At 56.1% G+C, this 22,590-nt stretch carries 23 protein-coding genes; 16 read left to right on the forward strand and 7 right to left on the reverse strand.

The genetic code is table 11. From position 1 onward, the window contains the following. The first annotated feature begins 44 nt into the window (after nt 1–44). The 10 genes from ACDI13_RS11070 (at nt 45) to ACDI13_RS11115 (ending at nt 8,244) form a co-directional block, all read left to right on the forward strand. Nucleotides 45–719, forward strand: a complete 675-nt coding sequence (locus ACDI13_RS11070; protein ID WP_316989454.1) for a DUF4286 family protein — start codon at nt 45–47, stop codon at nt 717–719. A 37-nt stretch (nt 720–756) separates the two neighbouring features. Further along, nucleotides 757–1,725: a TRAP transporter substrate-binding protein gene (locus tag ACDI13_RS11075; RefSeq protein WP_316989455.1), complete on the forward strand. Its 969-nt coding sequence runs from the start codon at nt 757–759 to the stop codon at nt 1,723–1,725. A gap of 15 nt (nt 1,726–1,740) precedes the next feature. Next, nucleotides 1,741–2,232, forward strand: coding sequence for a TRAP transporter small permease (locus ACDI13_RS11080; RefSeq protein WP_316989456.1), 492 nt, complete (start codon nt 1,741–1,743; stop codon nt 2,230–2,232). After that, the gene (locus ACDI13_RS11085; RefSeq protein ID WP_316989457.1) at nt 2,225–3,520 is read left to right on the forward strand and encodes a TRAP transporter large permease subunit; all 1,296 of its coding nucleotides are present in this window, start codon (nt 2,225–2,227) and stop codon (nt 3,518–3,520) included. The genes ACDI13_RS11080 and ACDI13_RS11085 overlap by 8 nt, the downstream gene beginning before the upstream one ends. A 12-nt stretch (nt 3,521–3,532) precedes the next feature. After that, nucleotides 3,533–4,357, forward strand: a complete 825-nt coding sequence (locus ACDI13_RS11090; RefSeq protein ID WP_316989458.1) for a peptidylglycine monooxygenase — start codon at nt 3,533–3,535, stop codon at nt 4,355–4,357. Nucleotides 4,358–4,421: 64 nt separating this feature from the next. Continuing rightward, nucleotides 4,422–5,558, forward strand: a complete 1,137-nt coding sequence (locus tag ACDI13_RS11095) for an MlaE family lipid ABC transporter permease subunit (RefSeq protein ID WP_316989459.1) — start codon at nt 4,422–4,424, stop codon at nt 5,556–5,558. After that, the gene (locus ACDI13_RS11100) at nt 5,552–6,349 is read left to right on the forward strand and encodes an ATP-binding cassette domain-containing protein (protein ID WP_316989460.1); all 798 of its coding nucleotides are present in this window, start codon (nt 5,552–5,554) and stop codon (nt 6,347–6,349) included. The genes ACDI13_RS11095 and ACDI13_RS11100 overlap by 7 nt, the downstream gene beginning before the upstream one ends. Beyond that, nucleotides 6,349–7,266: an MlaD family protein gene (locus ACDI13_RS11105; RefSeq protein ID WP_316989461.1), complete on the forward strand. Its 918-nt coding sequence runs from the start codon at nt 6,349–6,351 to the stop codon at nt 7,264–7,266. The genes ACDI13_RS11100 and ACDI13_RS11105 overlap by 1 nt, the downstream gene beginning before the upstream one ends. Beyond that, a complete protein-coding gene (locus ACDI13_RS11110; protein ID WP_316989462.1) occupies nt 7,263–7,901 on the forward strand; it encodes an ABC-type transport auxiliary lipoprotein family protein in 639 nt (212 codons plus the stop codon). The genes ACDI13_RS11105 and ACDI13_RS11110 overlap by 4 nt, the downstream gene beginning before the upstream one ends. Before the next feature lies 1 nt (nt 7,902). Continuing rightward, on the forward strand, nt 7,903–8,244 hold the full coding sequence (locus tag ACDI13_RS11115; protein WP_316989463.1) for a hypothetical protein: 342 nt from the start codon (nt 7,903–7,905) through the stop codon (nt 8,242–8,244). 185 nt (nt 8,245–8,429) lie between these two features. Here ACDI13_RS11115 and ACDI13_RS11120 read toward each other — a convergent pair whose 3' ends face one another. Continuing rightward, entirely contained in the window at nt 8,430–9,110 is a 681-nt protein-coding gene (locus tag ACDI13_RS11120; protein ID WP_316989464.1) for an HAD family phosphatase, read from the reverse strand. A 206-nt stretch (nt 9,111–9,316) separates the two neighbouring features. Between ACDI13_RS11120 and dctP the strand changes: the two genes are divergently transcribed. The 3 genes from dctP to ACDI13_RS11135 all read left to right on the forward strand — a co-directional run bounded on the left by dctP (nt 9,317) and on the right by ACDI13_RS11135 (nt 12,272). Beyond that, nucleotides 9,317–10,291 (forward strand): TRAP transporter substrate-binding protein DctP, encoded by a 975-nt coding sequence (dctP, locus tag ACDI13_RS11125; protein WP_316989465.1) that lies wholly within the window; start codon nt 9,317–9,319, stop codon nt 10,289–10,291. A 131-nt stretch (nt 10,292–10,422) separates the two neighbouring features. Next, nucleotides 10,423–10,947 (forward strand): TRAP transporter small permease, encoded by a 525-nt coding sequence (locus ACDI13_RS11130; protein ID WP_316989466.1) that lies wholly within the window; start codon nt 10,423–10,425, stop codon nt 10,945–10,947. A gap of 14 nt (nt 10,948–10,961) precedes the next feature. Continuing rightward, complete coding sequence (locus tag ACDI13_RS11135) at nt 10,962–12,272, forward strand: TRAP transporter large permease (RefSeq protein WP_316989467.1); 1,311 nt, start codon at nt 10,962–10,964, stop codon at nt 12,270–12,272. Nucleotides 12,273–13,139: 867 nt separating this feature from the next. Here the strand turns inward: ACDI13_RS11135 and ACDI13_RS11140 are convergent. From ACDI13_RS11140 to ACDI13_RS11150, 3 genes are all read right to left on the reverse strand, one after another. Beyond that, entirely contained in the window at nt 13,140–13,328 is a 189-nt protein-coding gene (locus ACDI13_RS11140; protein ID WP_316989468.1) for a hypothetical protein, read from the reverse strand. Between the two features lie 113 nt (nt 13,329–13,441). After that, on the reverse strand, nt 13,442–14,602 hold the full coding sequence (locus tag ACDI13_RS11145; RefSeq protein WP_316989469.1) for a thiolase family protein: 1,161 nt from the start codon (nt 14,600–14,602) through the stop codon (nt 13,442–13,444). A gap of 21 nt (nt 14,603–14,623) precedes the next feature. Beyond that, the gene (locus tag ACDI13_RS11150; protein WP_316989470.1) at nt 14,624–16,240 is read right to left on the reverse strand and encodes an ATP-dependent acyl-CoA ligase; all 1,617 of its coding nucleotides are present in this window, start codon (nt 16,238–16,240) and stop codon (nt 14,624–14,626) included. 313 nt (nt 16,241–16,553) lie between these two features. On the opposite strand from ACDI13_RS11150, the gene ACDI13_RS11155 reads away from it, so the two are divergent. Next, nucleotides 16,554–17,510 (forward strand): tripartite tricarboxylate transporter substrate binding protein, encoded by a 957-nt coding sequence (locus ACDI13_RS11155; RefSeq protein WP_316989471.1) that lies wholly within the window; start codon nt 16,554–16,556, stop codon nt 17,508–17,510. Nucleotides 17,511–17,597: 87 nt separating this feature from the next. Here ACDI13_RS11155 and ACDI13_RS11160 read toward each other — a convergent pair whose 3' ends face one another. Together ACDI13_RS11160 and ACDI13_RS11165 are read right to left on the reverse strand one after the other, a co-directional pair. Next, nucleotides 17,598–17,945 carry an ankyrin repeat domain-containing protein gene (locus ACDI13_RS11160; RefSeq protein ID WP_316989472.1) on the reverse strand — a complete coding sequence of 116 codons (348 nt, stop codon included), beginning with the start codon at nt 17,943–17,945 and terminating at the stop codon, nt 17,598–17,600. A gap of 113 nt (nt 17,946–18,058) precedes the next feature. Continuing rightward, a complete protein-coding gene (locus ACDI13_RS11165) occupies nt 18,059–18,730 on the reverse strand; it encodes a GntR family transcriptional regulator (RefSeq protein WP_316989473.1) in 672 nt (223 codons plus the stop codon). A gap of 309 nt (nt 18,731–19,039) precedes the next feature. Between ACDI13_RS11165 and ACDI13_RS11170 the strand changes: the two genes are divergently transcribed. Further along, complete coding sequence (locus ACDI13_RS11170; RefSeq protein ID WP_372372455.1) at nt 19,040–19,873, forward strand: LysR family transcriptional regulator; 834 nt, start codon at nt 19,040–19,042, stop codon at nt 19,871–19,873. Between the two features lie 106 nt (nt 19,874–19,979). Continuing rightward, a complete protein-coding gene (locus ACDI13_RS11175) occupies nt 19,980–21,227 on the forward strand; it encodes a D-amino acid dehydrogenase (RefSeq protein WP_316989475.1) in 1,248 nt (415 codons plus the stop codon). 202 nt (nt 21,228–21,429) lie between these two features. Here ACDI13_RS11175 and ACDI13_RS11180 read toward each other — a convergent pair whose 3' ends face one another. Beyond that, a complete protein-coding gene (locus tag ACDI13_RS11180) occupies nt 21,430–22,440 on the reverse strand; it encodes an acyltransferase family protein (RefSeq protein ID WP_316989476.1) in 1,011 nt (336 codons plus the stop codon). Between the last annotated feature and the right edge of the window lie 150 nt (nt 22,441–22,590).

Consider the following 22,590-nt stretch of genomic DNA (forward strand, 5'->3'; position numbering starts at 1 on the left):
ACTCCTACAAAGAGTGTGCAATAACCTTTTTCAGGGAGGCTTTCGTGTCTGCTACTTTTCGCACTGATCGTGATGCACCGGGGGAACTGTTTATCTGGACGGATATCGCCCCTGAGCATGAGCAGGATTTCAATCAATGGTATGAGCGCGAGCACATGGCTGAACGCGCGGCCATACCGGGTTTTCAATGGTCGCGCCGTTATGTGCGCCACGGTGCCGGGCGCAAGTATCTGGCCTTGTATCGCACGCAGTCCTTGCATGTTTTTGGGACGGCGGAATATAAAAAAGCCTTTGAGCAGCAAACGGACTGGTCGAATACCAATTTTGCCCGTATGAGCAATACCCAGCGCCGCGTGATGGCGGTGTCGTTGCTGGGTGGTGCTGGCACAGGCGCGGCTGTGTTGCTGGTACGTCTGCCAGAGGCGGCTCAACAGCAAGCCTTGGCGCGTCAAAGCGCCGCCTACCTGGAACAGATCGATGGGCTACTGGCCTTGCGCGTGCTGACACCCGATCCGGAGCTCTCTACCCCTTTACCGTCCGAGGATGTGCAACAGCGCAGCCTGGATCCTTACCTGGTGGCTGATCTGACCACTCTTGACGCTGCTCGTACTCTGGCTGCTCGTTTGCAGCAGGATGTGGGAGTGGCCACAAACGATGTATCCGAGTTTTCTTTGCTGTGGGATCTGCAGTCACGGGATCTGAATGCGGACCGCTCATAAGGCGGTCATCACCTCAATTCTTGGGAGAAGCGACATCATGATTAAAAAACTACTTTCCATTGCCTGCGTCTTTGCGTTGGCAGGCACTGCTCAGGCCGCGACCAACTGGAACATGAGTACCGAGCAGCCCGACAGCAATTTCCTGACGCAAAATGCACGCGAGTTCGCCGCGGATATCAAAGCGGCGACCAATGGCGAATTGAATATCAACGTGCAGTCGAACTCGGTGTTGCTCAAGCGTCCCGAGGTCAAGCGCGGTGTGCAGCAAGGTGTGGTGCAGGCTGGCGAAATGTTGGTGGCCGCCATCGGCAATGAGGACCCTCTGTTTGAAGTCGATAGCGTGCCTTTGCTGGCTTCGTCGTTTGATGAGTCGGAAAAGCTCTGGAAAGCCACACGTCCCTTCCTGGCAGAGCGCCTGGACAAGCAAGGCATCATTCTGGTGTATGGCTCGCCTTGGCCTCCCCAAGGGATTTACACCAAAAACCCTGTGGAACAACTGTCTGACCTGGAAGGAGTGCGTTTCCGTGCTTATAGCCCGGCGACCAGCCGTTTGGTTTCCTTGATGGGAGCCGTGCCGACCACTGTGCAAACGCCCGAAGTACCCCAGGCTTTTTCCACTGGCATTATTGATGCCATGCTGACCTCGCCCGCCACGGGTGTGGACTCGCAGGCCTGGGACTATGTGAAGTACTACTACGATGCCCAGGTGTTCATTCCACAAAGCTTTGTGATCATTAACAAGCGTGCCTTCCAGCGTCTGCCCGAGAATGTTCAGAAAGCGGTGATGCAAGCGGGTGAACGCGCCGAACAACGCGGTTGGGCCATGTCGCGCGAGCAAACATCCAAACTGACCCAGACCATGGCCGACAAGGGCATGGTGGTAGGCCAGTTAAGTGAGAAGCTGGCTGGCGAGATGCAGGCTATCGGCAAGACCATGACCGAAGAGTGGTTGAAGAAAGCCGGTGCTGACGGCCAGAAGCTGCTTGATACCTATCGCCAGCCCTAAACAAGGAGTGCGTCCATGATTGTGCTGGAGCGTATGGCCAGAGTATGCGGCGCACTGGCCGCACTCTTTCTATGTTTGATCGGGGTGGTGGTGACGGCGCAGATTGTGGCGCGTCTGTTTTCTACGCAAATCCCCGCGTCGGATGACTTTGCAGGCTGGTTTATGGCAGCGTCGATTTTTCTGGCGCTGCCCTACGCCATGTTGCATGGTGACCATATCCGTGTGTCCTTGTTGTTGCAGGTGATTCCGGAGCGTTTGCGACGCCCCTACGAGCTAGTGGCGACGCTGATCGGGATTGTGCTGGCTGCCTGGTGTACCTGGGAAACGGCCCACTTTGTTTATGAATCCTTTGTTTACAAGGAAGTGGCGCAGGGCATGGTGGCAGTGCCGCTGTGGATTCCCCAATTGGGGATGCCCATTGGTCTGGGCTTGCTGACCTTGATGTTGTTGCGGCGCTTGCTGCGTGTGGTTCAGGGTCAAGAATTGGAGGCGACTGAGCATGGCTGATTTATCTCAGGCAATTGTGCTGTTTGTTGTTCTGCTTGCCTTGCTGGCCAGTGGCGTGTGGGTGGCGCTGGTGCTGATCGCTTGTGGTATCTTGTCTATTTTTCTGTATGCCGATGCGCCTGCAGGCATTATTTTCGCGACCAAGGCGTGGGACTCCTCGGCCAGTTGGGCCTTGACCGCCTTGCCCCTGTTTATCTGGATGGGGGAGATTCTGTATCGCACCCGCCTGGCCGAAGACATGTTCAGCGGCCTGGGGCCGTGGGTACAGCGTTTGCCGGGTCGTCTGTTACACGTCAACACCTTGGGTTGCGGTATTTTTGCGGCGGTCAGCGGTTCGTCGGCGGCCACGGCGGCCACGATAGGCCGTATTTCCTTGCCTGAACTGAAGGCGCGTGGCTATGACGACAGGATCAGTATTGGCTCGCTGGCCGGTGCCGGTACTTTGGGCCTGTTGATCCCGCCTTCCATTGTGATGATTGTGTATGCCGTGGCGGCCCAGGTTTCCATCATCCGGCTGTTTGTGGCGGGCGTGCTGCCAGGCCTTTTGCTGATGTGTCTGTTCTCGGCCTATATCGCTTTTTGGTCCATCCGCCATCCGGATCGTGTGCCTTCGACAACCGAGCAACTCAGCCTGGGCGAGAAAATACGACGTTTGCGTTTGCTGCTGCCGGTCGTTTTGCTGATTGTTGCGGTGATCGGGTCGATTTATGGGGGGATTGCCACCGCGACCGAAGCGGCTGTGCTGGGCGTGATAGGCTCTTTGGTGATTGCCGCTTTTGGTCGCTCTCTGAGCTGGAAAACCTTTACTGCCAGTTTGCTGGGGGCGGCGCGCACCTCGTGCATGATCTCCTTCATTCTGATCGGTGCCGCTTACTTGACCAGCGCCATGAGCTTTACCGGCCTGCCCGCCAATTTGGCGGCCTGGATCGGTTCCTTGGGCCTGAGCCAATACGCCTTGATTGCTGTATTGACCGTGTTCTTTGTGATTCTGGGGGCATTTCTGGACGGTATTTCCATTGTGGTGCTGACCACTTCGGTCTTGCTGCCTGCCGTGATTGCCGCCGGTATTGATCCTATCTGGTTCGGCGTTTATCTGATCCTGACCGTGGAAATGGCCCAGATTACCCCGCCTATTGGCTTTAACTTGTTTGTGATCCAGAGCATTACCGGGCGCAATCTGTTTGAGCTGGTGCGCATGGCGCTCCCGTTTTTTCTGCTGCTGGTTCTGGCAACCGTCCTGGTGACGATATTCCCGCAAATTGTCCTGTTCATGCCCAACGCCATGTAAGGGAGGCGGAAGATGGCACTTGCTTATGTGACCTTGGCTTCGCAACGCTACAAGGTAGAGCGTGCCTGGGCTCAGGCTGATATCAGCGGCATTACCAGTGTGGCGGTGCTGACAGACGGGCGTATCGCTGCCTTGCTGCGTCGCCCGGCCTGTGTCCTGGTGCTGGCAGCGGATGGGCAGGTGTCAGCACGCTGGTCTTTGGATGACATGCTGTGCCCGCACCATATCAGCGCCCGTCCGCAAGGCGGGGTACTGGTGACGGATCTGGACGGACATCAGGTGCTGGCACTGGATTCCCACGGCCATGAGCACTGGCGTTTAGGCACGCCTGAACAGCCACGCTGGCAAGAACCGTTCAACCATCCCACACACGCGCTTGAATGTTCCGATGGTAGTTTGTGGGTAAGTGATGGCTACGGCAATACCGTGGTGCATCGCTTTGACCCTCAACGTCAATGGCTGGCGGCATTGGGGGCACCCGGCTCGGGCCCTTTGCAGTTCAGCACGCCTCATATGCTGGCGTGTGCTGCCGATGGTTCGATCTGGGTGGCCGACCGTGAAAACAACCGTGTCCAGCACCTGGATATTCAAGGCCGTTATCTGGGCGAGTTGCGTCCCCTGTACAAGCCCATGGCAGTGGCTGTGCAAACTGACGGTTCGGTACTGGTGAGCGATCAAACGGCCAGTCTGTCTTTGTTCGACGCGGATTCGGGCACCTTGGTGGGGCGTTGCCGGGTGCAAGGTGTGTACGGGCATGGCTTGTCTGCAGGCGTGGACGGACGTATTTATATAGCGGAAATGTTGCCGGATTGTTTGACTTGCTTACAGCCCGCTTAATTGTCCACAAAGTATGAAAAAGTAGTCGGTGCTCTGGAAGCTGCCAGAGCAAATCCATTAGACTATGCGCATGAATACGTCCCTGCCTCTGTATGTTCGTACAGATTCCTCTGGCCAGTTGCACTTGCTAGGCGATTGGTCCTTGCGTCACTATGAAGCGTTGCAAAGCAGCTTGCGCTCGGTCAGTGACAAGCAGGGGCGTTGGTCTTTGGATTTCAGCCAGTTGAAGTCCCTGGACACAACAGGTGCTCAAGTCCTGTGTGAATGGCTGGGTGCCGAGCGTGTGCAGGCGGCGCTGGATAGTGCCCAAGGTTTATCCAAAGAGCGCCATCAGTTATTGCAAACCGTTGCCAAGGCCATGAGCCGCATGGATGAGGAGCACGTGGCTGCGGCGCCTTGGGGGATGACGGATTTGCTCGAGCGTGTGGGTCTGTCCATGATCCATATCACGCGCAATATGCGTGAGCTGTTGGGTTTTATTGGCCTGACGCTGGAAACGCTGATCCTGAATATGCTGCGGCCCAGCCAGTGGCGCGTCACCTCGATTGTGGCGCAGTTGGAAGAAACCGCCTTTAATGCCGTACCGATTGTGGCCTTGCTGACCTTCCTGGTGGGCGCGGTGATCGCATTTCTAGGGGCGACGGTGCTGGCGGACTTTGGCGCCACGATCTACACCGTGAATCTGGTTGGCTTTTCCTTTTTGCGTGAGTTTGCGGTGCTGTTGACGGCCATCTTGATGGCAGGCCGCACCGCCAGTGCCTTTACCGCGCAGATTGGCTCCATGAAAGCGAACGAAGAAATCGATGCCTTACGCGCTCAGGGTTTGAATCCCATGCTGATTCTGGTCATTCCGCGCGTATTGGCCATGCTGCTGGCCATGCCTATCTTGACCTTTGTGGGCATGGTGGCCGGGATCTTTGGCGGCGGGCTGGTCTGCGCCCTGATTCTGGATATTTCGCCCACCATGTTCATCAATATCTTCAATCAGGATATTGATTTGCGGCACTTTGTGCTGGGTATGGCCAAAGCCCCGATCTTTGCTTTCTTGATTGCCGTGATTGGTTGTCAGGAAGGCTTCAAGGTGACCGGCAGTGCGCAGTCTGTGGGCGAGCACACGACTTCAGCCGTGGTGCAGTCCATCTTTATCGTGATCTTGATTGATGCGCTGGCCGCGTTGTTCTTCATGGAGATGGGATGGTAGAGGCCACCGCTCGTCCCATTATTCAAGTACGTGATCTGGACAATCGCTTTGGCGATCACGTCGTGCACGAGCACCTGGATATGGATGTGTATCCCGGCGAGATCGTGGGCGTGGTCGGTGGCTCAGGCACAGGCAAGTCTGTGCTGCTGCGCTCCATTTTGGGATTGCGTCCACCCACTGGTGGCACCGTCCGTATTTTTGATCAGGAAATTGGCACCCTGTCGCCCGAAGATCGTTCGCGGCTGGAGCGGCGTTTGGGCGTACTGTTCCAACAAGGCGCCTTGTTCTCCTCGCTGACGGTGGTGGAGAATATTGCCATGCCCTTGATCGAGCATATTGGCCTGTCTCGTGGTGCCGCTGAACATATTGCTGCCATGAAGATGTCCCTGGCGGGCTTGCCGGCTAATGCGGCTACCAAGTACCCGGCGGAATTGTCCGGTGGCATGATCAAGCGTGCTGCCTTGGCACGTGCGCTGGCGCTGGATCCGGAAATCCTGTTTTTGGATGAGCCCACTGCCGGGCTGGACCCGGTGGGTGCGGGGGATTTTGACCAGCTTATTTTGACCTTGCGCGATGCGCTGGGATTGACCGTGTTTCTGGTGACGCACGATCTGGATACGCTCTACACCATTTGTGACCGAGTGGCCGTGCTGGCGCAAAAGCGCGTGCTGGTCAATGACACACTGGCCCGTGTAGAGCAAGTTGATAACGACTGGATCCGGGAGTATTTCCACGGTCCACGGGGACGGGCCGCCGAACAGGCTCAAAACCGTCGTCAGGAGCATAGTTAATGGAACCGCGTGCCCATCATGTACTGATTGGGGTCTTTACCTTGGTAGTGGCTGCGGCTGCTGTCCTGTTCTCGCTTTGGCTGGCCAAGTCGGGGCAAGATGCCGAGACCCGTGATTACGATATTGTCTTTCTGGAAGGTGTGCGTGGTCTGTCTCGCGGCAGTGCTGTGCAGTACAACGGCCTGCGTGTTGGGGAAGTGCGCCTGCTGCGTCTGGATCCGAACGACTTGCAGCGGGTACGTGCGCAGGTAGCGATTCAGGCTTCTATCCCTATTTACGAAGATACCCAGGCTCGCCTGGCACTGGCTGGTATTACCGGCCAGTCTGTAATCGAGCTTAGCGGCGGCACACCGAACAGCCCCTTGCTGGAAGCCTCCGACGATGGCCTGCCCATGATTGTGGCCTCGCCTTCCCCGTTGGCTCAGTTGATGGCCGGTGGCGAGGAGCTGATGACGCAAATTTCCAAGCTGCTGGAGAACGCCAACACCTTTTTGTCGTCCGAGAACTCCCAATCCCTGTCGGCCAGTCTGCAAAAACTGGAAGTCTTGATGGGCCAGCTCTCGACCGCCAGCGAAGGCGTGCCATCCTTGGTGAAAGAGTTGTCCCAGGCCAGCCAGCAAGCCACCACCTTGCTGTCTTCCACACAAGGTCTGGTAGACCGTCAGGGTACGCAGGCCATGAATGCCATCCAGCAATCCATGGAAGATTTCAGCCGCGCCACGCAAAGTTTGTACACGCTGCTGGAGCAAAATTCGGCAGCCATTGGCCGGGGTGCCCAGGGGCTGACGGAGATCGAACCGGCCTTGCGTGAGTTGCGCCAGGTGCTGGCTGGTTTCCGCGCCGTCACCTCCCGCTTGGAAGATAATCCAGCCGGTTACCTCTTGGGTCGTGACAAATTACAGGAGTTCACACCATGATGCCTACTGTTGTGCGTCGTCTCTTGCGGGTATCGCTCGTCGGTCTGGCCGCCTTGTCCACCGCTTGCTCCGTTCTGCCTCAGGCGGAATCCCTGACGTATTATCAGCTCCCAGCGACTACCTTGACGGCCCAGCAAGCACCTGCTTCGCATAAGAGTCTGATTATTCAGGTGAACCGGCCCCACGCCGAGCGCCTGCTGGCCAGTTCGCGCATTACGGTGCTGCCTCAAGGCAACGAGCTAAGCGCGTATAAAGGCGTACGTTGGGGGGACGATGCACCCGCTGTGCTGCGTAACCGTTTGGCGGATGCCTTGCGTGATGCGGCTCAATTCCGGGCGGTGGTGCTCGATAGCGAGTCCGTCATTGCTGATGTGGAGCTTGGCGGTACGCTGGGCGCCTTCCAGGTGGAGTATGTTCAGGGCGTTCCACGAGTACGGATTCAGTTCGATGCGTTAGTGCGCGATCAGCGTTCGGGCCAGTTGATTCAGACTCGCCGCTTTGTCGCTCAACAAGAGGTTGACGGCACGGCCGTGCCACAGGTGGTTGAAGCATTCGGGCAGGCTACCGATGCCTTGTCCTTGCAAGTAAGCCAATGGTTGGCTTCTTTAACTGTTCAAGCCAATACACGTAAATGACATGTATGAGTCACGTGATCAGCCCTTGATTTCGGGTTGGCAGTTTACCAAGCGCCTGTTGGCGCATGCCTTGATCGGCATTGTGTTTGTGGTCTTTTCCCTGATGCTGGGTGCATTGGGGCACATGTGGTTGGAAGAGAACGTACATTGGCACGATGCGGCCTTGAATGCGGCCATGATGGTTGGTGGGCTAGGGCCGATGGCTTTGCCCGAAACATGGGCCGGCAAAGTGTTTTTTGCCATTTATGGGGCGTATGTCAGTCTGGTGTTGGCCGCCGCTTTCGGGCTGATTATTGCCCCTGTGTTGCATAGAATTTTGCACACCTTCCATATGGAAGATTAAGCAAAAGACAAAAAGGCTCCACGCGATGCCTTTGGCTTGCTGGGGCACTTTTTTCCAGGGTATCGAGCTTCGGGGCGGCTCAGCGGCAAAAAGGCACTGCGTTTTGAGCAATTCCCAAAGGTGAGCCACCTTCTTTTGACGAAATTGCCTAAAACACAGTGCCTTGTCTATTGCTTGGCTATGAATCAGCCTTGTACGCGTTCCTGTTCCAGCTTGGCGATCAATGCAGGTAATTCATCCATGCGGCGGAAGGTGTCGCGCACACCCAGGCGGCGCAAATCCTCTTGCTTGTCGGGGATCGGGCAATAGCCCAATACGGTGGCCCCGGCAGCCAAGCCTGCTGTTGCGCCCGTGACACTGTCTTCCACCACCACACAGTCCTTGGGGTCTACTCTCAAGCCATGCGCAGCGGCCAGATAGACATCCGGGTAGGGCTTGTTGCGTGGTGTTTCAGCGCCGCTATAGATATGGGTGCCAAAGTAATCCAGCAGGCCAGTCTGGCCCAGTTGCAGTACCAGTTTGGCGCGGTCTGCACCGGACGCGCAGGCAATCATGCCGGGCTTGTCGCGCAAGATGGCATCCAGCGTCTCCTGAATGCCGGGAATGGCCATGACTTCATTGCTCAGCGCATGGTTGCGGCGCATGCGAAAGGCCATCACCCATTCCATATCCAGATCTTTACCTGTCATCTTGCGCACGGTGGGTAGTTCGTCGGGTAGTGCCTTGCCAATGAACCAGTCATAGCACTGCTCGTAGGTCATGACCCAGCCTTCCTCTTGCAACATGTCCCGCAGCACGCGAACCGTGATGGGCTCGCTGTCTACCAGCACACCGTCACAATCAAACAGCACAGCGGAAAATGTCATGAGTAAGCCCTCTTAACCAATGAAACGTGAAGCTTGTGATGATACCGCAGGCTGTTTACCCACAGGATGGAGGTGTCATGAGGGGGGCGCACCCCAGGATGCTTTAGGCAGGCTTAGTGAAAACCCCGACTCATAAATAATTGATTATTGATATATTTATATCTAAACTAAAATTTCATTACAAACATTTCTGCGGAACTTCCGTCATGGTGCATAAAACAACTCGAGTAATGGCAGCCGCCTTGCTGGCATTGGGAATGGCTGGCGCTCAGGCAGCCGAAGTCACGCTGAAAGCGGTATCTGTCTTTACGATGGACACCTTCTTTACCAAACGCTTCAAGCAGTTCGTTGACAAGGTCAACACAGAAGGCAAGGGGCTGGTGCAGATCAATGTCATTGGTGGCCCAGAGGCCATCCCACCTTTCGAGGTCGGTAACGCTCTGCGCTCTGGCGTGATTGACTTCGCCAATACCACGGCTGTCTTCCACGCCAATCTGGTGCCTGAGGCACTGGCTTTGACGCTGACAGAAAAACCCATGAGCGAGCTGCGCCAGAACGGCGGCTACGAACTGATGGACAAGATTCACCGCGAGAAAGCCAATATCACCTGGCTGGCTCGTACGACGGATGGTTTGCAGTACCACATCTACACCAACAAGCCCGTGACCTCGGCCGACCTATCAGGTTTCAAGCTGCGAGGTGTGCCGGTGTACCTGTCCTTCTTCCGCGAAATTGGTGCAACCCCGCTGCAGATTCCACCGGGCGAGGTCTATACCGCGCTGGAGCGTGGCGTAGTGGACGGCTATGGCTGGCCTTCCGTGGGCGTGATGGAAATGGGCTGGCATGAAAAGACTAAATACCGCGTAGAACCAGGCTTCTACAACGTGGAAGTGGGTTTCTTCATGAACCAGAAGAGCTGGGAAAAACTGGATGAAGAACAGAAAGCCTTCATGCGCAAGCAGATCGAGTGGATGGAGTCACAGAACGTGACTGAACACCAGATGGCCATTGAAGAAAAAGCCGCTACCGAACAAGCGGGCGTGCAAGCGTTGGTGCTGGACCCAGAGGCCGCTCGTGCCTTGCGTACCAAAGCCTACGAAGCAGGTTGGGCCGGTATTGATAAATCCAGCCCCAAATACGCCGCGCAATTGCGTGAATTGTTTGGTGGTTATCAGCCTTAAAACAAGATTGCTGATGACGTAGTTTGACAGTGGACATTGTGCCTTTGAGGACAGTGTCCACTTTTTGATGGTGCCATATGGGTGGGCAGATGTCCGCCCTTTCAGTGACTTTGATCTGCGGAGAGGACGCGATGTCTGCTGCAACTACCCCGGAAGGCCAGCCTTCCAATACGACCTGGGGGCGTCCGTACGCCCTGTTAATGAATACTTGTGGCGCCGTCGCGGCCCTGACCTTCGGGCTGATGAGCTTGCTGGTATGTGCTGACGTGGTGTCGCGCAACCTGGGTTACGACGTGCTGTCCACCAGTGTGGAAGTAACCGAATACATGTTGATTATTGCTACCTTCGTGGCAGCACCGTGGGTGCTGTATCTGGGTGGCCATATTCGTATCGATGTGCTGTTCAACAACCTGCCTTTGCCCATGCAGCGTGGCCTGGATCTGGTCTCTAACCTGTTGGGACTGACCGTCTGTGGTGTTTTGGCCTGGCAATGTGCCGTCGTCGCCCTGGACTCGTACGAGCAAGGAGCCCTGGTCTTTAAAGCTCTGGTCTTTCCAGAGTGGTGGCTGAATCTGCCTTTGCTGTTTGGTGCAACCTTATTGGCGCTGGAATTTCTGCGCCGCCTGATGTCCCGTCCCGTTGAGCAAGGAGCCTGAACATGGAATGGCACATGGCATTGATCCTGCTGCTAGGATCGCTCTTTGTCTTGATGGCTATCGGCACGCCCGTCGTTTTTGCCTTCCTGTCCGTCAACCTGCTGGGGGCCTGGCTGTTTCTGGGCGAAGCGGCAGGTCTGGCACAATGGGCGCGCAACACCACTGCCTCCATTGGCAGTTTTTCCCTCACTCCCATCCCCTTATTCGTCTTGATGGGCGAGGTGCTGTTTCACACCGGGTTGGCCTTCAAAGCGATTGACTCCATCGAGCGCATGATCTCGCGCGTACCGGGAAAACTGTCCATCGTCAGCATTTTGGGTGGTACAACCTTTGCGACCTTGTCGGGTTCGTCCATTGCCAACACGGCCATGATGGGTGGCGTGATGCTGCCAGAAATGCTGCGTCGCGGCTATCACCCGACCATGGCCATGGGCCCTATCATGGCGGTCGGTGGCATTGCCATGCTGATTCCTCCTTCAGCATTGGCTGTCATGTTGGGTAGCTTGGCCGGTATTTCCATTGAACGGCTGCTGATTGGCGGTATCTTGCCGGGCATATTGATGGCCGCCGGTTTTCTGGCCTATGTGGTGGTTCGCAGCCGCCTGCGTCCGCAAGATGCACCGATGAGTGACGAAGACTCTGCCATCCGTCTGAAAGGCTGGGCCTTGTGGAAACCCTTTGTGCTTAATGTCGTGCCATTGTTGGGTATCTTCGTTGCGGTCGTCGGCTCGATGCTGGTGGGCTGGGCCTCGCCTACCGAGTCGGCTGCGATTGGTGTCGTGGCCTCGGTGTTGGCAACGATTGCCTACCGCGCCCTGACCCTGAAAGCCCTGTGGAAGAGCCTGATTGAAACGGCCAAAGTCTCGGTGGTGATTCTGTTCATTCTGGCCGCCTCCACCACCTTTGCGCAACTGCTCAGCTTCTCTGGAGCCAGCGCAGGCTTTTTGGGCATGATCAAAGACTACAACCTGTCGCCCTTCGTGTTGGTGGTTTGCATGTTGCTGGTGCTGATGGTCATGGGTATGGTGCTGGATCAAATCTCCATGATGATGATTGCCTTGCCCTTCTTCATGCCCCTGGCCTTGGCTGCTGGCGTGGACACCGTCTGGCTGGGCGTGATGATCCTGATCGCACTGGAAATTGGCTTGCTGACGCCACCCTTTGGCTTGTTGCTGATTGTGATGCAAAGCGTGGCCCCTCCATCCATCCGCTTGCCCCACATCTACAGCGCCGCCGTGCCCTTCCTGGTTATAGAAATCGGCATCCTGGCCCTGGTGCTGTTTGTCCCCTGGATTGCCGTGGGTCTGCCAGGACTGATCGGCTAAGACCGAGCCGTCCGCTGAAAAAAGGGGCAACAGCGATGTTGTCCCACACAGAAAGCCAGAGTCTTGAACAGGCTTTCCGGGCAAAAAACGAAAAACCTGAGTGCGGCGTTTGCCAAACTCAGGTTTTTTTGTCGCCGGGCCGTCCCAAGGCAAAAAGCACCCCCTCGGGGGGCAGCCAGCCGACGGCGCAGCGTGGGGGCCTTTTTTGTCGCCGGGCCGTCCCAAGACAAAAAGCCCCCCTCGGGGGGCAGCAAGCCAAAGGCGTAGCGTGGGGTTTTTTGTGCGCGATAGCATAGATCAGTTCTGGCCGTCTCTCTGCCTGCTTAAAAGCGGTTGATATGGGAGCCGTATTTCATTGCCCAGCCGCCTTTCAGCCTCTTGCAGACCTTGGGGGTGTGCGTGGACTTCCAGTGCTGGATAGCAAATAGCTCGTTCGAGACGCAAACTCTGACCCAGGAAAACTCAACCAACAATCGTCCGACAAAAGATGCTGTGAGCTGATTGAGGGGCTGTCCGGGTGTTGGGGCGGATCAGGCAACTTGCCGCAGGCAGATCATTGCGCAGGGGTGCAAGCACCTTGCTGTTTGAGTCCGGTGTTTGTGATTGGTCCGGCGGACCAATCACCGGACGAGTTCAAGGTGCGCCCGTAGCGATTATCTGACCAGGGCACCGGCGCGCAGCGCCGGCAAGTTACCAGCCCCGAAACCCGGACAGCCCCTTAATCAGCGTCTTATAGTCACCTTCTTTATCGTGTCGAACAGTGGCTGACTCCAAACCTTGAGTCAGCCCAGTCTCGATGCGCTGGGTATCGAAACCCAACCCTCAAAAAATGAAGGCTGTTAAAAAAAGCCGCTGAAAAAAGTGCCTTTACCCCCGCACAGGATCAGCATAGATCCCACCATCCCGCAAAACCAAAGCGACCTTATCACCCCGCTGGACAGCCTCATCCAGCACACGAGCAATCAACACCGGCCCTGCATCGCTGGCAACCGTAGCCAGCATATACACCCCCGCCTCGTCTCCAGAAGAGGCACTGCGCGTCAGTTCCGTTACCACCCCAGACGAGCACTCCTCAGCCTCAAATTCATCCCCATGACACTGGGAACACAAGAACCGCGCTGGGAACATCCGATGATCACACCGCACACAACGAAATACAGAAGGACTCATCATAGGGCCTCCAAAACAAGCGCCGTTGAACACATGCCATAGCGATACTCCACCATGCCATAGCCCGTGACCAAACCATATCGAGCCTGTGCTATCTGACGCTCCCCCGCCTGCCCGCTTAACTGGCGCATTACCTCGACCAAGCCATGCAAGCTGCATGCCGCCCCAGCCTGTCCGGCCGATAACTGCCCGCCAGATGTATTCAACGCCAGACATCCCGTCGCAATTGACTCATGGATAAACTGCTTTGCGCCATCCGCCTCAAAAAAGCCCAAATCCTGCAATTGCGCCAAAACCATGACGGGGTAGTCATCATACATACTGACGACATCCATCTGCGCCGGACTCAAGCCTGACTCTGCCCACAAAGTTGGAGCCAAAGCCGCCAGACCTGTGCTCAAGCCATCGCCTTGCTGATCATCAATGTTGTGAAAACTGCGTAAAGCCTTGACCGTAATTTCAGGCTGATTCTGCGCCGCCGGATGATCCGCGCGCATCACAATCAAGGCATTGGCCCCGTCCACCACTGGCACACAGTCCAGCCGTGTTAAAGGATCCGCCACTTGAGGCGCATTCAAATACTCATCCAGACTCATGGGACTACGATACGCAGCGCCAGGATTCATACTGGCCCATACCCGCTGGCGCATCACCAGGGCAGCATAATCCGCCCGCTCCAAACCCAGCTTGCGCATTTGATTGGCAGTCAGCATGGCAAAGCGGTGATTCGGACTACCAGCCCCCAAAGGCCGCAAGTGATCGTGGGTTGTCTGGTTATAGTTCTCGACCAGTTGCTGGAAGTCCCTGGCCTGAAAATGATCCCCGGCCACAATCGCAATACAGCGGGCATCGCCGGCCTGAACCGCGCGAATCGCGTGCTGCAGAATGTTCAGACCGCTGGCGCCGCCATTGCTGTCATCCATGATCCAGCCCACCTTCAAACCCAGCCTCCAGGCCAGATCAATAGCCCGATCCGGTGCGTGGGTGAATGAGGCCACTCCCAGGCCATCAATATCGCTGGCCTGCAAACCCGCTGCGGACAGGGATTGTTTGAAAGCCTGGGCCAGCAGCTCGGAGGTGCCAAGCTGACCACGCCGGGTGTAAGTGACCTCGGTCGCGCCCAGCAGGCGCACCGTGTCCAGATTGAAACTAGGCGTCATATCGAATTCCTGTGGCCGCCATCAGCGGCGAACCTGATAGCCTGCTTGTTCTCTATCCCAGGTGTCGGGGCCAATGCCGCGATCACGCAGGGCAAACTTTTGAATCTTGCCATTTTCCGTGGTGGGCAGAGCCTCGGTAAACTCAATAAAGCGCGGCACGGCAAAGTAAGGCAGACGGTGCTCGCAATGTTGCAGCAGTTCTTCGCAACTGACCGTGCAATCTGGGCGCAACACAATCATGGCCATGACCTCGTCCTCGGCCAGCTCGGACTTGGCGGCATAGACCGCCACCGTGTGGACGGCAGGATGGCTGGCTAAAGCCTGCTCGACTTCATAGGAGGAAATGTTTTCCCCACGACGGCGAATCATGTCTTTCAGACGATCCACAAAGCGGTAGTAGCCATCGGCATCGCGCACGACGCGGTCACCCGTGTGGAACCACAGGTTTTTCCAGGTCTCCACCGTCTTGTCCGGTTGCCCGTAGTAACCCAGTGCGAAGGCATAGGGTTCATCGGCGCGCAATAGCAGTTCGCCCACTTCACCATTTGGCAGAGGGTTGTCGTTCTCGTCCACCACCAGTGCTTCAAAACCTTCCGACACGCGGCCCATATAGCCATTGCGCTGTTCCTGGATACCACGGCCCATCACATAGTTGGTCTCGGTAGAACCAAAACCATCCAGCAGATGCATGTGGCAGCGATCCAGAAACTGGCGATGAAATTGTTCGGGAACACCGGGGCCTAATGCAATGCGCGTCTTGTGCAGTTTTTCTGCCGCCGTCTCTGGTTTGGACAGCAAGATAGGCACCATGGCGCCGAGCAGATAGGTAATCGTGGCGCCGGTTTCATACAGATTGTCGAAGAAACGGCTGGCCGAGAAACGCTTGTCCACCACCATGCAGGCGTCGCTGACCAGGGCCTGGAAAAACGTGTTCAAGGCATTGGTGTGAAACAGGGGCAGGCAGGTATACAACACATCATCGGGCTTCATGCCCAGCTTGCTGGCAGTGTAAATGCCCCACCAGTAAAACTGAGCATGCGGGCACTGAACGCCTTTGGAGGGACCGGAGGTGCCGGAAGTGTACAGAATGGCCAGCGTATCGCCGGGGCCGATATCGGCAGGCTCGCAGTATTGGCCCAAAGCAGGCAGGTCGCATGTCGCTACAGACAATGTTTGTGCGGCTTGCTGACCTTGAATCAACCAGGCTTGTTGAACAGCGGTAAGGCCTAGGTCCACATCAGCCAAGAGTGGCGTCAGGTCACTTTCCAACACTAACAGACTGGCCTGGCTATTGCACAAGATGTGTTGCAATTGCGCCCCACGCGAGGCGGTATTGATCGGCACCACAATCGCGCCCAGCCAGCCACACCCCAGCACGATTTCCATGAACTCGTGCCGATTGGTGCAGAGCAAGGCCACACGGTCGCCACGCTTGATGCCTGCACGGTGCAAACGATCGGCACTGGCGGCGGCCATTTGCACGGTCTGGATGCCGGTATAGCTGTTTTTTCGGTCCGAAAACAACGGCGCATCACCCATGCGTTCGGCACGCAAGCGCAGTAGGGCGGGCACGGTGCGTTGCGTGGCAGGCAGGGCGTACAAGGGCAGTTCAGAGATGGGAATGGAATGGGCGTTCATGGTGTATCTCCCGGCTTGTGTGATCAAGATGGCAAGCCGATGTGCATGGGTGAAATTACTAATATTCAGCAAACAGTATACTGCAATATATTATTTTGAAATTCCTGTCTTGCACCGGAAAAACCCGAAGTGGCACGGGCTGCCAAGCAGTGGTATTTCGCGTAGCTGGTAGGTAAATAAGGAGGGAGTTCGCTGCATACATAGCGGCGTATGGCAGACGATCCAGACCAAGGCAGGTCGGTCTTTGGCAACGAAGTCGATGTGCATCACAATAATTTTTGGATAAGCCCGGATGGGCAATGGGGATAGAACAATGAAGGTATGGCTTAAGTTGGCAACGTGTTGTGCACTGATGTTGGGCGCACAGGTTCATGCTCAGAACCAGAATGTCACGCTGGTGATTCCTTACCCGCCTGGTGGCGCGGCCGATCAGTTGGCGCGTGTGATTTCTCAGGAAATGGGAACACGCTTTGACCAGAAAGTGATTGTGGAGAACCGTCCGGGTGCCGGTGCGCAGGTTGCCATGAATGTGGTGAAAAATGCCAACCCCAATGCCTTGGGCACGGTGTTGTTTCTGGCCGATAGTGGTGCTTATTCGCTGAATCGTCACATGTATCAGCGTCTGAACTACGATGTGGCTACCGACTTGATCCCCATGACGCTGGCCGCCAAGGCTCCTGTGTTCCTGCTGGTCAACAAAGACAGCCCTTTCAAGACCGTGCAGGATTTGGTGGCCGCTGGCCAGCAGCAAGAGTTGACCTATGGGTCACCAGGCATGGGCACGGGTACACACTTGCTGGGCGAGATGCTGCGTAAAGAAACCGCAGCCCGTCTGGTGCACGTACCCTACAAGGGCGCAGGTCCGGCCTTGATTGACACCGTCAGTGGGCAGATTGACTTTATTTTTGATGTGTTGACGGGCAGCCGTGGCTTTTTGGAGGAGGGTCGTTTGCGTGCGATTGCCGCCGCCACGACAGAGCGCAGTCCATTGCGCCCGGATACGCCTACGATTGCAGAAAGCGGCATTCCCAATGTGGCATTCACCATCTGGTGGGGGATCTCGGCCAAGGCTGGAACTCCTGCCGATGAGGTGACACGGTTAACAGAGCAATTGACGGCCGTGCTCAATGCGCCTGAGGTTGTGCAGAAGTTTGTGGACTTTGGTATTGAGATTCAGTCCTCGACACCGCAGGCGTTTGCCGAGTTGATCGAGAGTGATGCGACGGCAATAGGCCCGATGATCCAGTCTTTGCAAATTACGCTGGATTGATTGTGTTGTAGGCGACGGGCCAGCCGTCAATCGTGTTGCAAACAAGCCGGCGATGCCGGCTTGTTTCATTTGTGCCTGGCCCCAGGATCAGGGACGCAACTCTTTGGCGCCGCGTTCGATCAACATGGCCGAAATTTCCTTGTTGCCATTGGCATTGGCACGCACCAGTGGCGAATAGCCCTCAAAATCGCGGGCGTTAACATCGGCGCCATTGTCCAGGAGGAAGCGGGCGATTTCTTTGTTGCCGTTCATGCTGACCAGATGTAATGGGGTATAGCCATCCAGCTTGGCATTGACCAAGGCTTTGTCTTGTTGCATGGCAGTAATCACTTGCTCGGCTTGGCCGGCCCAAATCTGTTCGTACAGATTGGCGTTGGCGGCGTAGACGGGGGCGGCAAGGCTCAGGGTCAGCAGGGCAGCAGAAATAAACTTCATTTAATACTCCAAAAGCAGGTTTAAGTTTTTCGTTATGAATAATAGTTATTTTTGAAAACCGATTCTGTAATGGCTTGTTACTTCAAGAGCTTGAATCAAGGGTTGGCCGTGCGCTAGTGGGACAACAGTTCGGCTTGTTTCATGCAATAGGCGGTGCTGCAGATCACCAGGTTTTCATGGATTTTTTGTGCGGCCAGTTCCGGCAGGCCCTGCTCAAAGGCCTGGTAGATGCCTTGAGCGCGTTGCAAGGTTTCTCGACGGAAAAGAGGGTCTTGCAGGCAGGCGATACGAGCTTGATCGGCCCGGTCATGCAAACGCTCCATGGTATCGATGAGCTGCTTGTTGGGCACCATATTGATCCAGGCACTACGAAACGACCAGTTGGCTTGAATGTTGTCCAGGGGGTCCCCTTGCTGATGCGTGGCTTCGATGCGCACCACTGCCTGCTCCATGGCACGCAAGCCCACCGCACTTTGATGCTGACAGGCAAGGTGAGCGGCGGAAGGCTCCAATAGCAAGCGTACCGAGAAGATGTCTTCAATATCTTGCGGGGTGTAGATCTTAAGGACAAAGCCGCGTGAGGTGCTCTCGAGCACGCCCTCGTTTTTAAGCTGCAACAGGGCTTCGCGCACGGGCATGCGTGACACGTTCAGGCTGGCTGCAATTTCATTATCAACCAACCTGACATCAAAGCTGATCTTGCCCAGTGCAATGTCCTGGCGCAGCATGCCATAGACTTGCTCACGGATATTGGGTTCGCGTTTTTTGTAGGGGGTAGCAGCCATAAACTCGTCCGGCGTCTGGCGCACGGCAAAACTCTGAAAGGGGTATAGGATACCAAGTAAGCATGAAGGGTTGCGGCGTTTTGTGCCAGGATGGGATGGGTCGAAGCCGTCTGGCCTGAGTGGCTGAAAAGGATTGCTCTGGCGGCGTGGTCGTGCGATGTCTCCTGTATGGGCAAGACTCTGGGCAAACCGCTTCACAGGCTGACTTGCCGCATAATAGGTGTTTTTCAACTCAGCACGCACCAGAGGGGGCAATTGATGCGGTGGCGGCATGTAGAAATTTTTGATGCGATCTGCCGCGGAGGCTCTTTGACGCAGGCCGCGCAGTTGCTGCATATCTCTCAGCCTGCGGCCAGCAAAATGTTGGCGACGGCAGAAATGCAGCTGGGCTTTCGATTGTTTGATCGTGTGCGTGGTCGCCTGATCCCTACGCGTGAGGCCAGCATTCTGGCCCCCTACGTTGCGCGCCTGCATCAGAATCTGGATGACGTCAGCCGACTGGCGCGCAATCTGCGCTCTCACCACGAAGGCTTGTGGCGTATTGGCAGCAGTCCGGCTTTTGGTCTGGAGTTATTGCCGGTGGCCTTGAGTCGCTGTCGTCAGTCCCACCCGGCCATGAGTTTCGAGCTGCGTACTCACCATAGCGGGGAGCTATTGCAAGCTCTGGAAACACGCGACCTGGATATGGTGATGAGCTTTGATCAGGGCGAGTCTTCCGGTGTCCAACAGCAGGTGCTGGCTCATACCGAACTGGTACATGTCACCTTGCCGGGCGTTGCGCCTTTGCGCCATTGGGAGCAGATGGCCGAGCGCGCCTTTATCGCTTTAGACGCTCATGATCCTGTGGGCGCGATGGTTGAGGGCCTGCTGCAACGTTATGTTCCCGATGTGGCCCCCTTTATGCGTGTACAGACCCATTACGTGGCTTGCAGCCTGGTGGTACAGCAAGTTGGGGAGGCCCTGGTGGATCTGGTCACAGCCCGAGCCATGCAAGGCCGAGGCCTTGCCATACACCGCTTGCCCGAGCCTTTGCCGATTCCGGTCAGCATTTTGACGGCCCATGATGATGCGGGTTCTGGCTCGCGTGAACGCGTGCTGGATCATATCCGGCAGGCTCTGCTGGAATGTCGTTTTCCGGATTGAGTGAAATCTTGATTCCATAACCCTGGGTTATGGAGCGTGCCAACTATTCATTGGTGTTCTGTCGCACCCCCAAAGACAATAGAGACCAGTTATTGGGGGTATTTCCATGCATGTATGTATTATCGGTGCTGGCGTCATTGGGATGAGCACCGCATTTATGTTGCGCCAGAAAGGGGTGAAGGTCACGGTACTGGAGGCGGGTTCGCAAGTGGCCGGACAAACCAGCTTTGCCAATGGTGGACAACTGAGCTACAGCTACGTGGCCCCCCTGGCTGATCCGGGCGTGTTCAAGGATTTGCCTCGCTGGTTATTGAAGAACGACTCGCCACTGCGTTTCAAACCGGCGCTTAGCCTGCAGCAATGGCGCTGGCTGCTGCATTTTCTGAAAGCCTGCCGGAGCGATGTGGTGCGTCGTACCACCGCGCAGATGCTGACCTTGTCCTATCTGAGCCGTGACATTCTGCACGACTGGCAAGAGCGTTTCAATCTGGACTTTGCCCATCAAAACAATGGCAAGCTGATTGTGTTTCGCAGTCCTGGCCCGTTCCAGCATGCGCGTGAGCAGGCGCAATTGCAGGCGGATATGGGATCTTCGCAGCAAGTGCTGGAAGCGGCTCAAGTGTTGGAGCTGGAGCCTTCTTTGCAAGCTTTGGGTTCGCGCTTGCAGGGTGCGATTTACACGCCTAGCGAAGAGGCGGGCGACGCTTATCTGTTTTCCGTGGCCTTGCACGAGCGCATGCAAAACGACAGCGACTATCAGCTGAAACTGAATACGCCGGTGCAGCGCTTTGTAATGGAAGGGCGCGATATCCGTGCCGTACAAACGGCAGACGGCGAGATACAGGCGGATCACTTTGTGGTAGCCAGCGGTATGGGTACGGTGCCTTTGCTGCGTCAGCTGGGTGGCCGCCCTCTGATCTACCCGCTGAAGGGCTACAGCTTGAGCCTGCCGCTGGAAGGTTTGAGTCAAGCCGTGCCGGCTATCAGCGTGACCGACTATGAACAGCGCATTGTGTATGCCCGTTTGGGTGAAGTGCTGCGTATGGCGGCAATGGTGGATATCGGTTTTGATGGGCTGGATATTCCTGCTGGTCGTATGGCGACCTTGAAGCAGCAGGTGAAAGATCTATTCCCCGCTTTGCCGTTGGAGCAGGCGCAGACCTGGGCGGGTTTGCGCCCTGCGACACCTTCGGGCAAGCCGGTTGTGGGGGCCAGCAAGCTGGCCGGTCGCTTGTGGGTGAATGCAGGTCACGGCGCATTGGGCTTTACCTTGGCTTGCGGTAGCGCAGCGATTTTGGCGGCTCACCTGACGGGCGAGGCTGCGCCTATTGATGACGCTCCATTTCGTCCTTAGACCTTGAAGCGGATGATGGGTACGCGGCAATCAATTGTCCGTGGCCGGTCATGGGTTTACGGTAGCAGGGCGTGGTATTGAATGTTTGGCGCTGGGTAATTGGCCGCTAGTAATCAGTAGCGATGATTGCGCACCAGTAGATGGAGATGGGCAAGTTTTCCCTTGGAAGCTTGCCCATTTTTCATGTGTTACGTATTTGTTTTTAGACGGTTGCCCGCAAAACTGGCGTCGCTTTGAAGCCCGCCGTCAGCAACAGGGATAGCCCATAAATGGCTACCGCCAGCACCGGAATCGACCACAGCGCATTGAAATCCAGTGCCGTGAACAGGTAGCGGTACATCAGGTCGATCAGCCAGGGGTGGATCAAATACACCCCCAAGGTCAGCTCCGCCAGATGGGCACTGATACGCGAGTTGATCAAAGGCTGGTTCCAGTCACGCAGCAGCAGAATCAGCGCGATGGACATGGGGATGACGGTGATGCTTAAGTAATCATAAAAGTACGCACCTGTTTGCCGATCGTGTGTGATTGCCAGCGTATAAAAGCCCCAGGCTGTCGCTGCGATACTGCTGAGTAGCACCGTCATAGTCAGCCAGCGGGGTACAGTGACAGGCACTTTACGCAGCAGATAACCCAGCAGGAAATAAGGTAGATAGGACAGGAACCAGGTAAAGAAGGGCGCAGAGTGAGTGTTCAGTTCCGGTTTGCTGAGGGTGCTGAGGGCAGACAGCACAAAGCTCGCCCCGGTCAACGCAGCCAGTTGCTTCAAATTGGTGCTCTGAACCATACGCCGCAAAAAGGGCGTGAACAGGTACAGGAACACAATCATGTACAGAAACCAGAGGTGGAAGTAAGGCCGCCCTTGTAGCAGCCGTTCCAGATAGGGATAAGGGTCAGCGTCTGGCGCCCACCAATGCTGCTTGAAGGCTGTCCAGCCCAGGTAAAACGCGGTCCAGAACAGCAGCGGCAGCAAGACTCGCGATGCTCGCTTGCGATAGAACAGCTTCATGCCTTCCTGGGGACGGGGCTCCAGCAAGAGCGCACCGCTGACCATGACAAACACCGGTACACACCAGCGGGTGGCAGCATCGTAGAGATTGCCACTCCACCAGTTGGCTGTGCCCAACTCGGCATTCAGGACGGCGTAGGCGGCGATATGCAGGCAAACGACAGAGAAAATCGCCACAATCCGTGCATTGCTGATCCAGTGCATGAAAAGACATAAAAAATCAGAAACCTCCCTATCCTATCGAGCAGACGTTTCTGATTTGTCCCCCAAATACGGGATTTAGCGTCCAGTTTTGTCTGGATGTGACGGCATTGCGGGAGGTTTTTTGCACATGCAGGCTGGATGAAATTATCC

This window comes from Alcaligenes faecalis, from assembly GCF_041521385.1.
Classification (GTDB): domain Bacteria; phylum Pseudomonadota; class Gammaproteobacteria; order Burkholderiales; family Burkholderiaceae_B; genus Alcaligenes; species Alcaligenes faecalis_E.

Coding starts and splice junctions, on each gene's coding strand:
- ACDI13_RS11180 (WP_316989476.1), bottom strand. CDS start 22,440: ATGCACTGGATCAGCAATGCACGGATTGTGGCGATTTTCTCTGTCGTT.
- ACDI13_RS11150 (WP_316989470.1), bottom strand. CDS start 16,240: ATGAACGCCCATTCCATTCCCATCTCTGAACTGCCCTTGTACGCCCTG.
- ACDI13_RS11115 (WP_316989463.1), top strand. CDS start 7,903: ATGTATGAGTCACGTGATCAGCCCTTGATTTCGGGTTGGCAGTTTACC.
- ACDI13_RS11135 (WP_316989467.1), top strand. CDS start 10,962: ATGGCATTGATCCTGCTGCTAGGATCGCTCTTTGTCTTGATGGCTATC.
- ACDI13_RS11080 (WP_316989456.1), top strand. CDS start 1,741: ATGATTGTGCTGGAGCGTATGGCCAGAGTATGCGGCGCACTGGCCGCA.
- ACDI13_RS11110 (WP_316989462.1), top strand. CDS start 7,263: ATGATGCCTACTGTTGTGCGTCGTCTCTTGCGGGTATCGCTCGTCGGT.
- ACDI13_RS11155 (WP_316989471.1), top strand. CDS start 16,554: ATGAAGGTATGGCTTAAGTTGGCAACGTGTTGTGCACTGATGTTGGGC.
- ACDI13_RS11145 (WP_316989469.1), bottom strand. CDS start 14,602: ATGACGCCTAGTTTCAATCTGGACACGGTGCGCCTGCTGGGCGCGACC.
- ACDI13_RS11160 (WP_316989472.1), bottom strand. CDS start 17,945: ATGAAGTTTATTTCTGCTGCCCTGCTGACCCTGAGCCTTGCCGCCCCC.
- ACDI13_RS11085 (WP_316989457.1), top strand. CDS start 2,225: ATGGCTGATTTATCTCAGGCAATTGTGCTGTTTGTTGTTCTGCTTGCC.
- ACDI13_RS11095 (WP_316989459.1), top strand. CDS start 4,422: ATGCGCATGAATACGTCCCTGCCTCTGTATGTTCGTACAGATTCCTCT.
- ACDI13_RS11175 (WP_316989475.1), top strand. CDS start 19,980: ATGCATGTATGTATTATCGGTGCTGGCGTCATTGGGATGAGCACCGCA.
- dctP (WP_316989465.1), top strand. CDS start 9,317: ATGGTGCATAAAACAACTCGAGTAATGGCAGCCGCCTTGCTGGCATTG.
- ACDI13_RS11105 (WP_316989461.1), top strand. CDS start 6,349: ATGGAACCGCGTGCCCATCATGTACTGATTGGGGTCTTTACCTTGGTA.
- ACDI13_RS11120 (WP_316989464.1), bottom strand. CDS start 9,110: ATGACATTTTCCGCTGTGCTGTTTGATTGTGACGGTGTGCTGGTAGAC.
- ACDI13_RS11130 (WP_316989466.1), top strand. CDS start 10,423: ATGTCTGCTGCAACTACCCCGGAAGGCCAGCCTTCCAATACGACCTGG.
- ACDI13_RS11100 (WP_316989460.1), top strand. CDS start 5,552: ATGGTAGAGGCCACCGCTCGTCCCATTATTCAAGTACGTGATCTGGAC.
- ACDI13_RS11075 (WP_316989455.1), top strand. CDS start 757: ATGATTAAAAAACTACTTTCCATTGCCTGCGTCTTTGCGTTGGCAGGC.
- ACDI13_RS11165 (WP_316989473.1), bottom strand. CDS start 18,730: ATGGCTGCTACCCCCTACAAAAAACGCGAACCCAATATCCGTGAGCAA.
- ACDI13_RS11090 (WP_316989458.1), top strand. CDS start 3,533: ATGGCACTTGCTTATGTGACCTTGGCTTCGCAACGCTACAAGGTAGAG.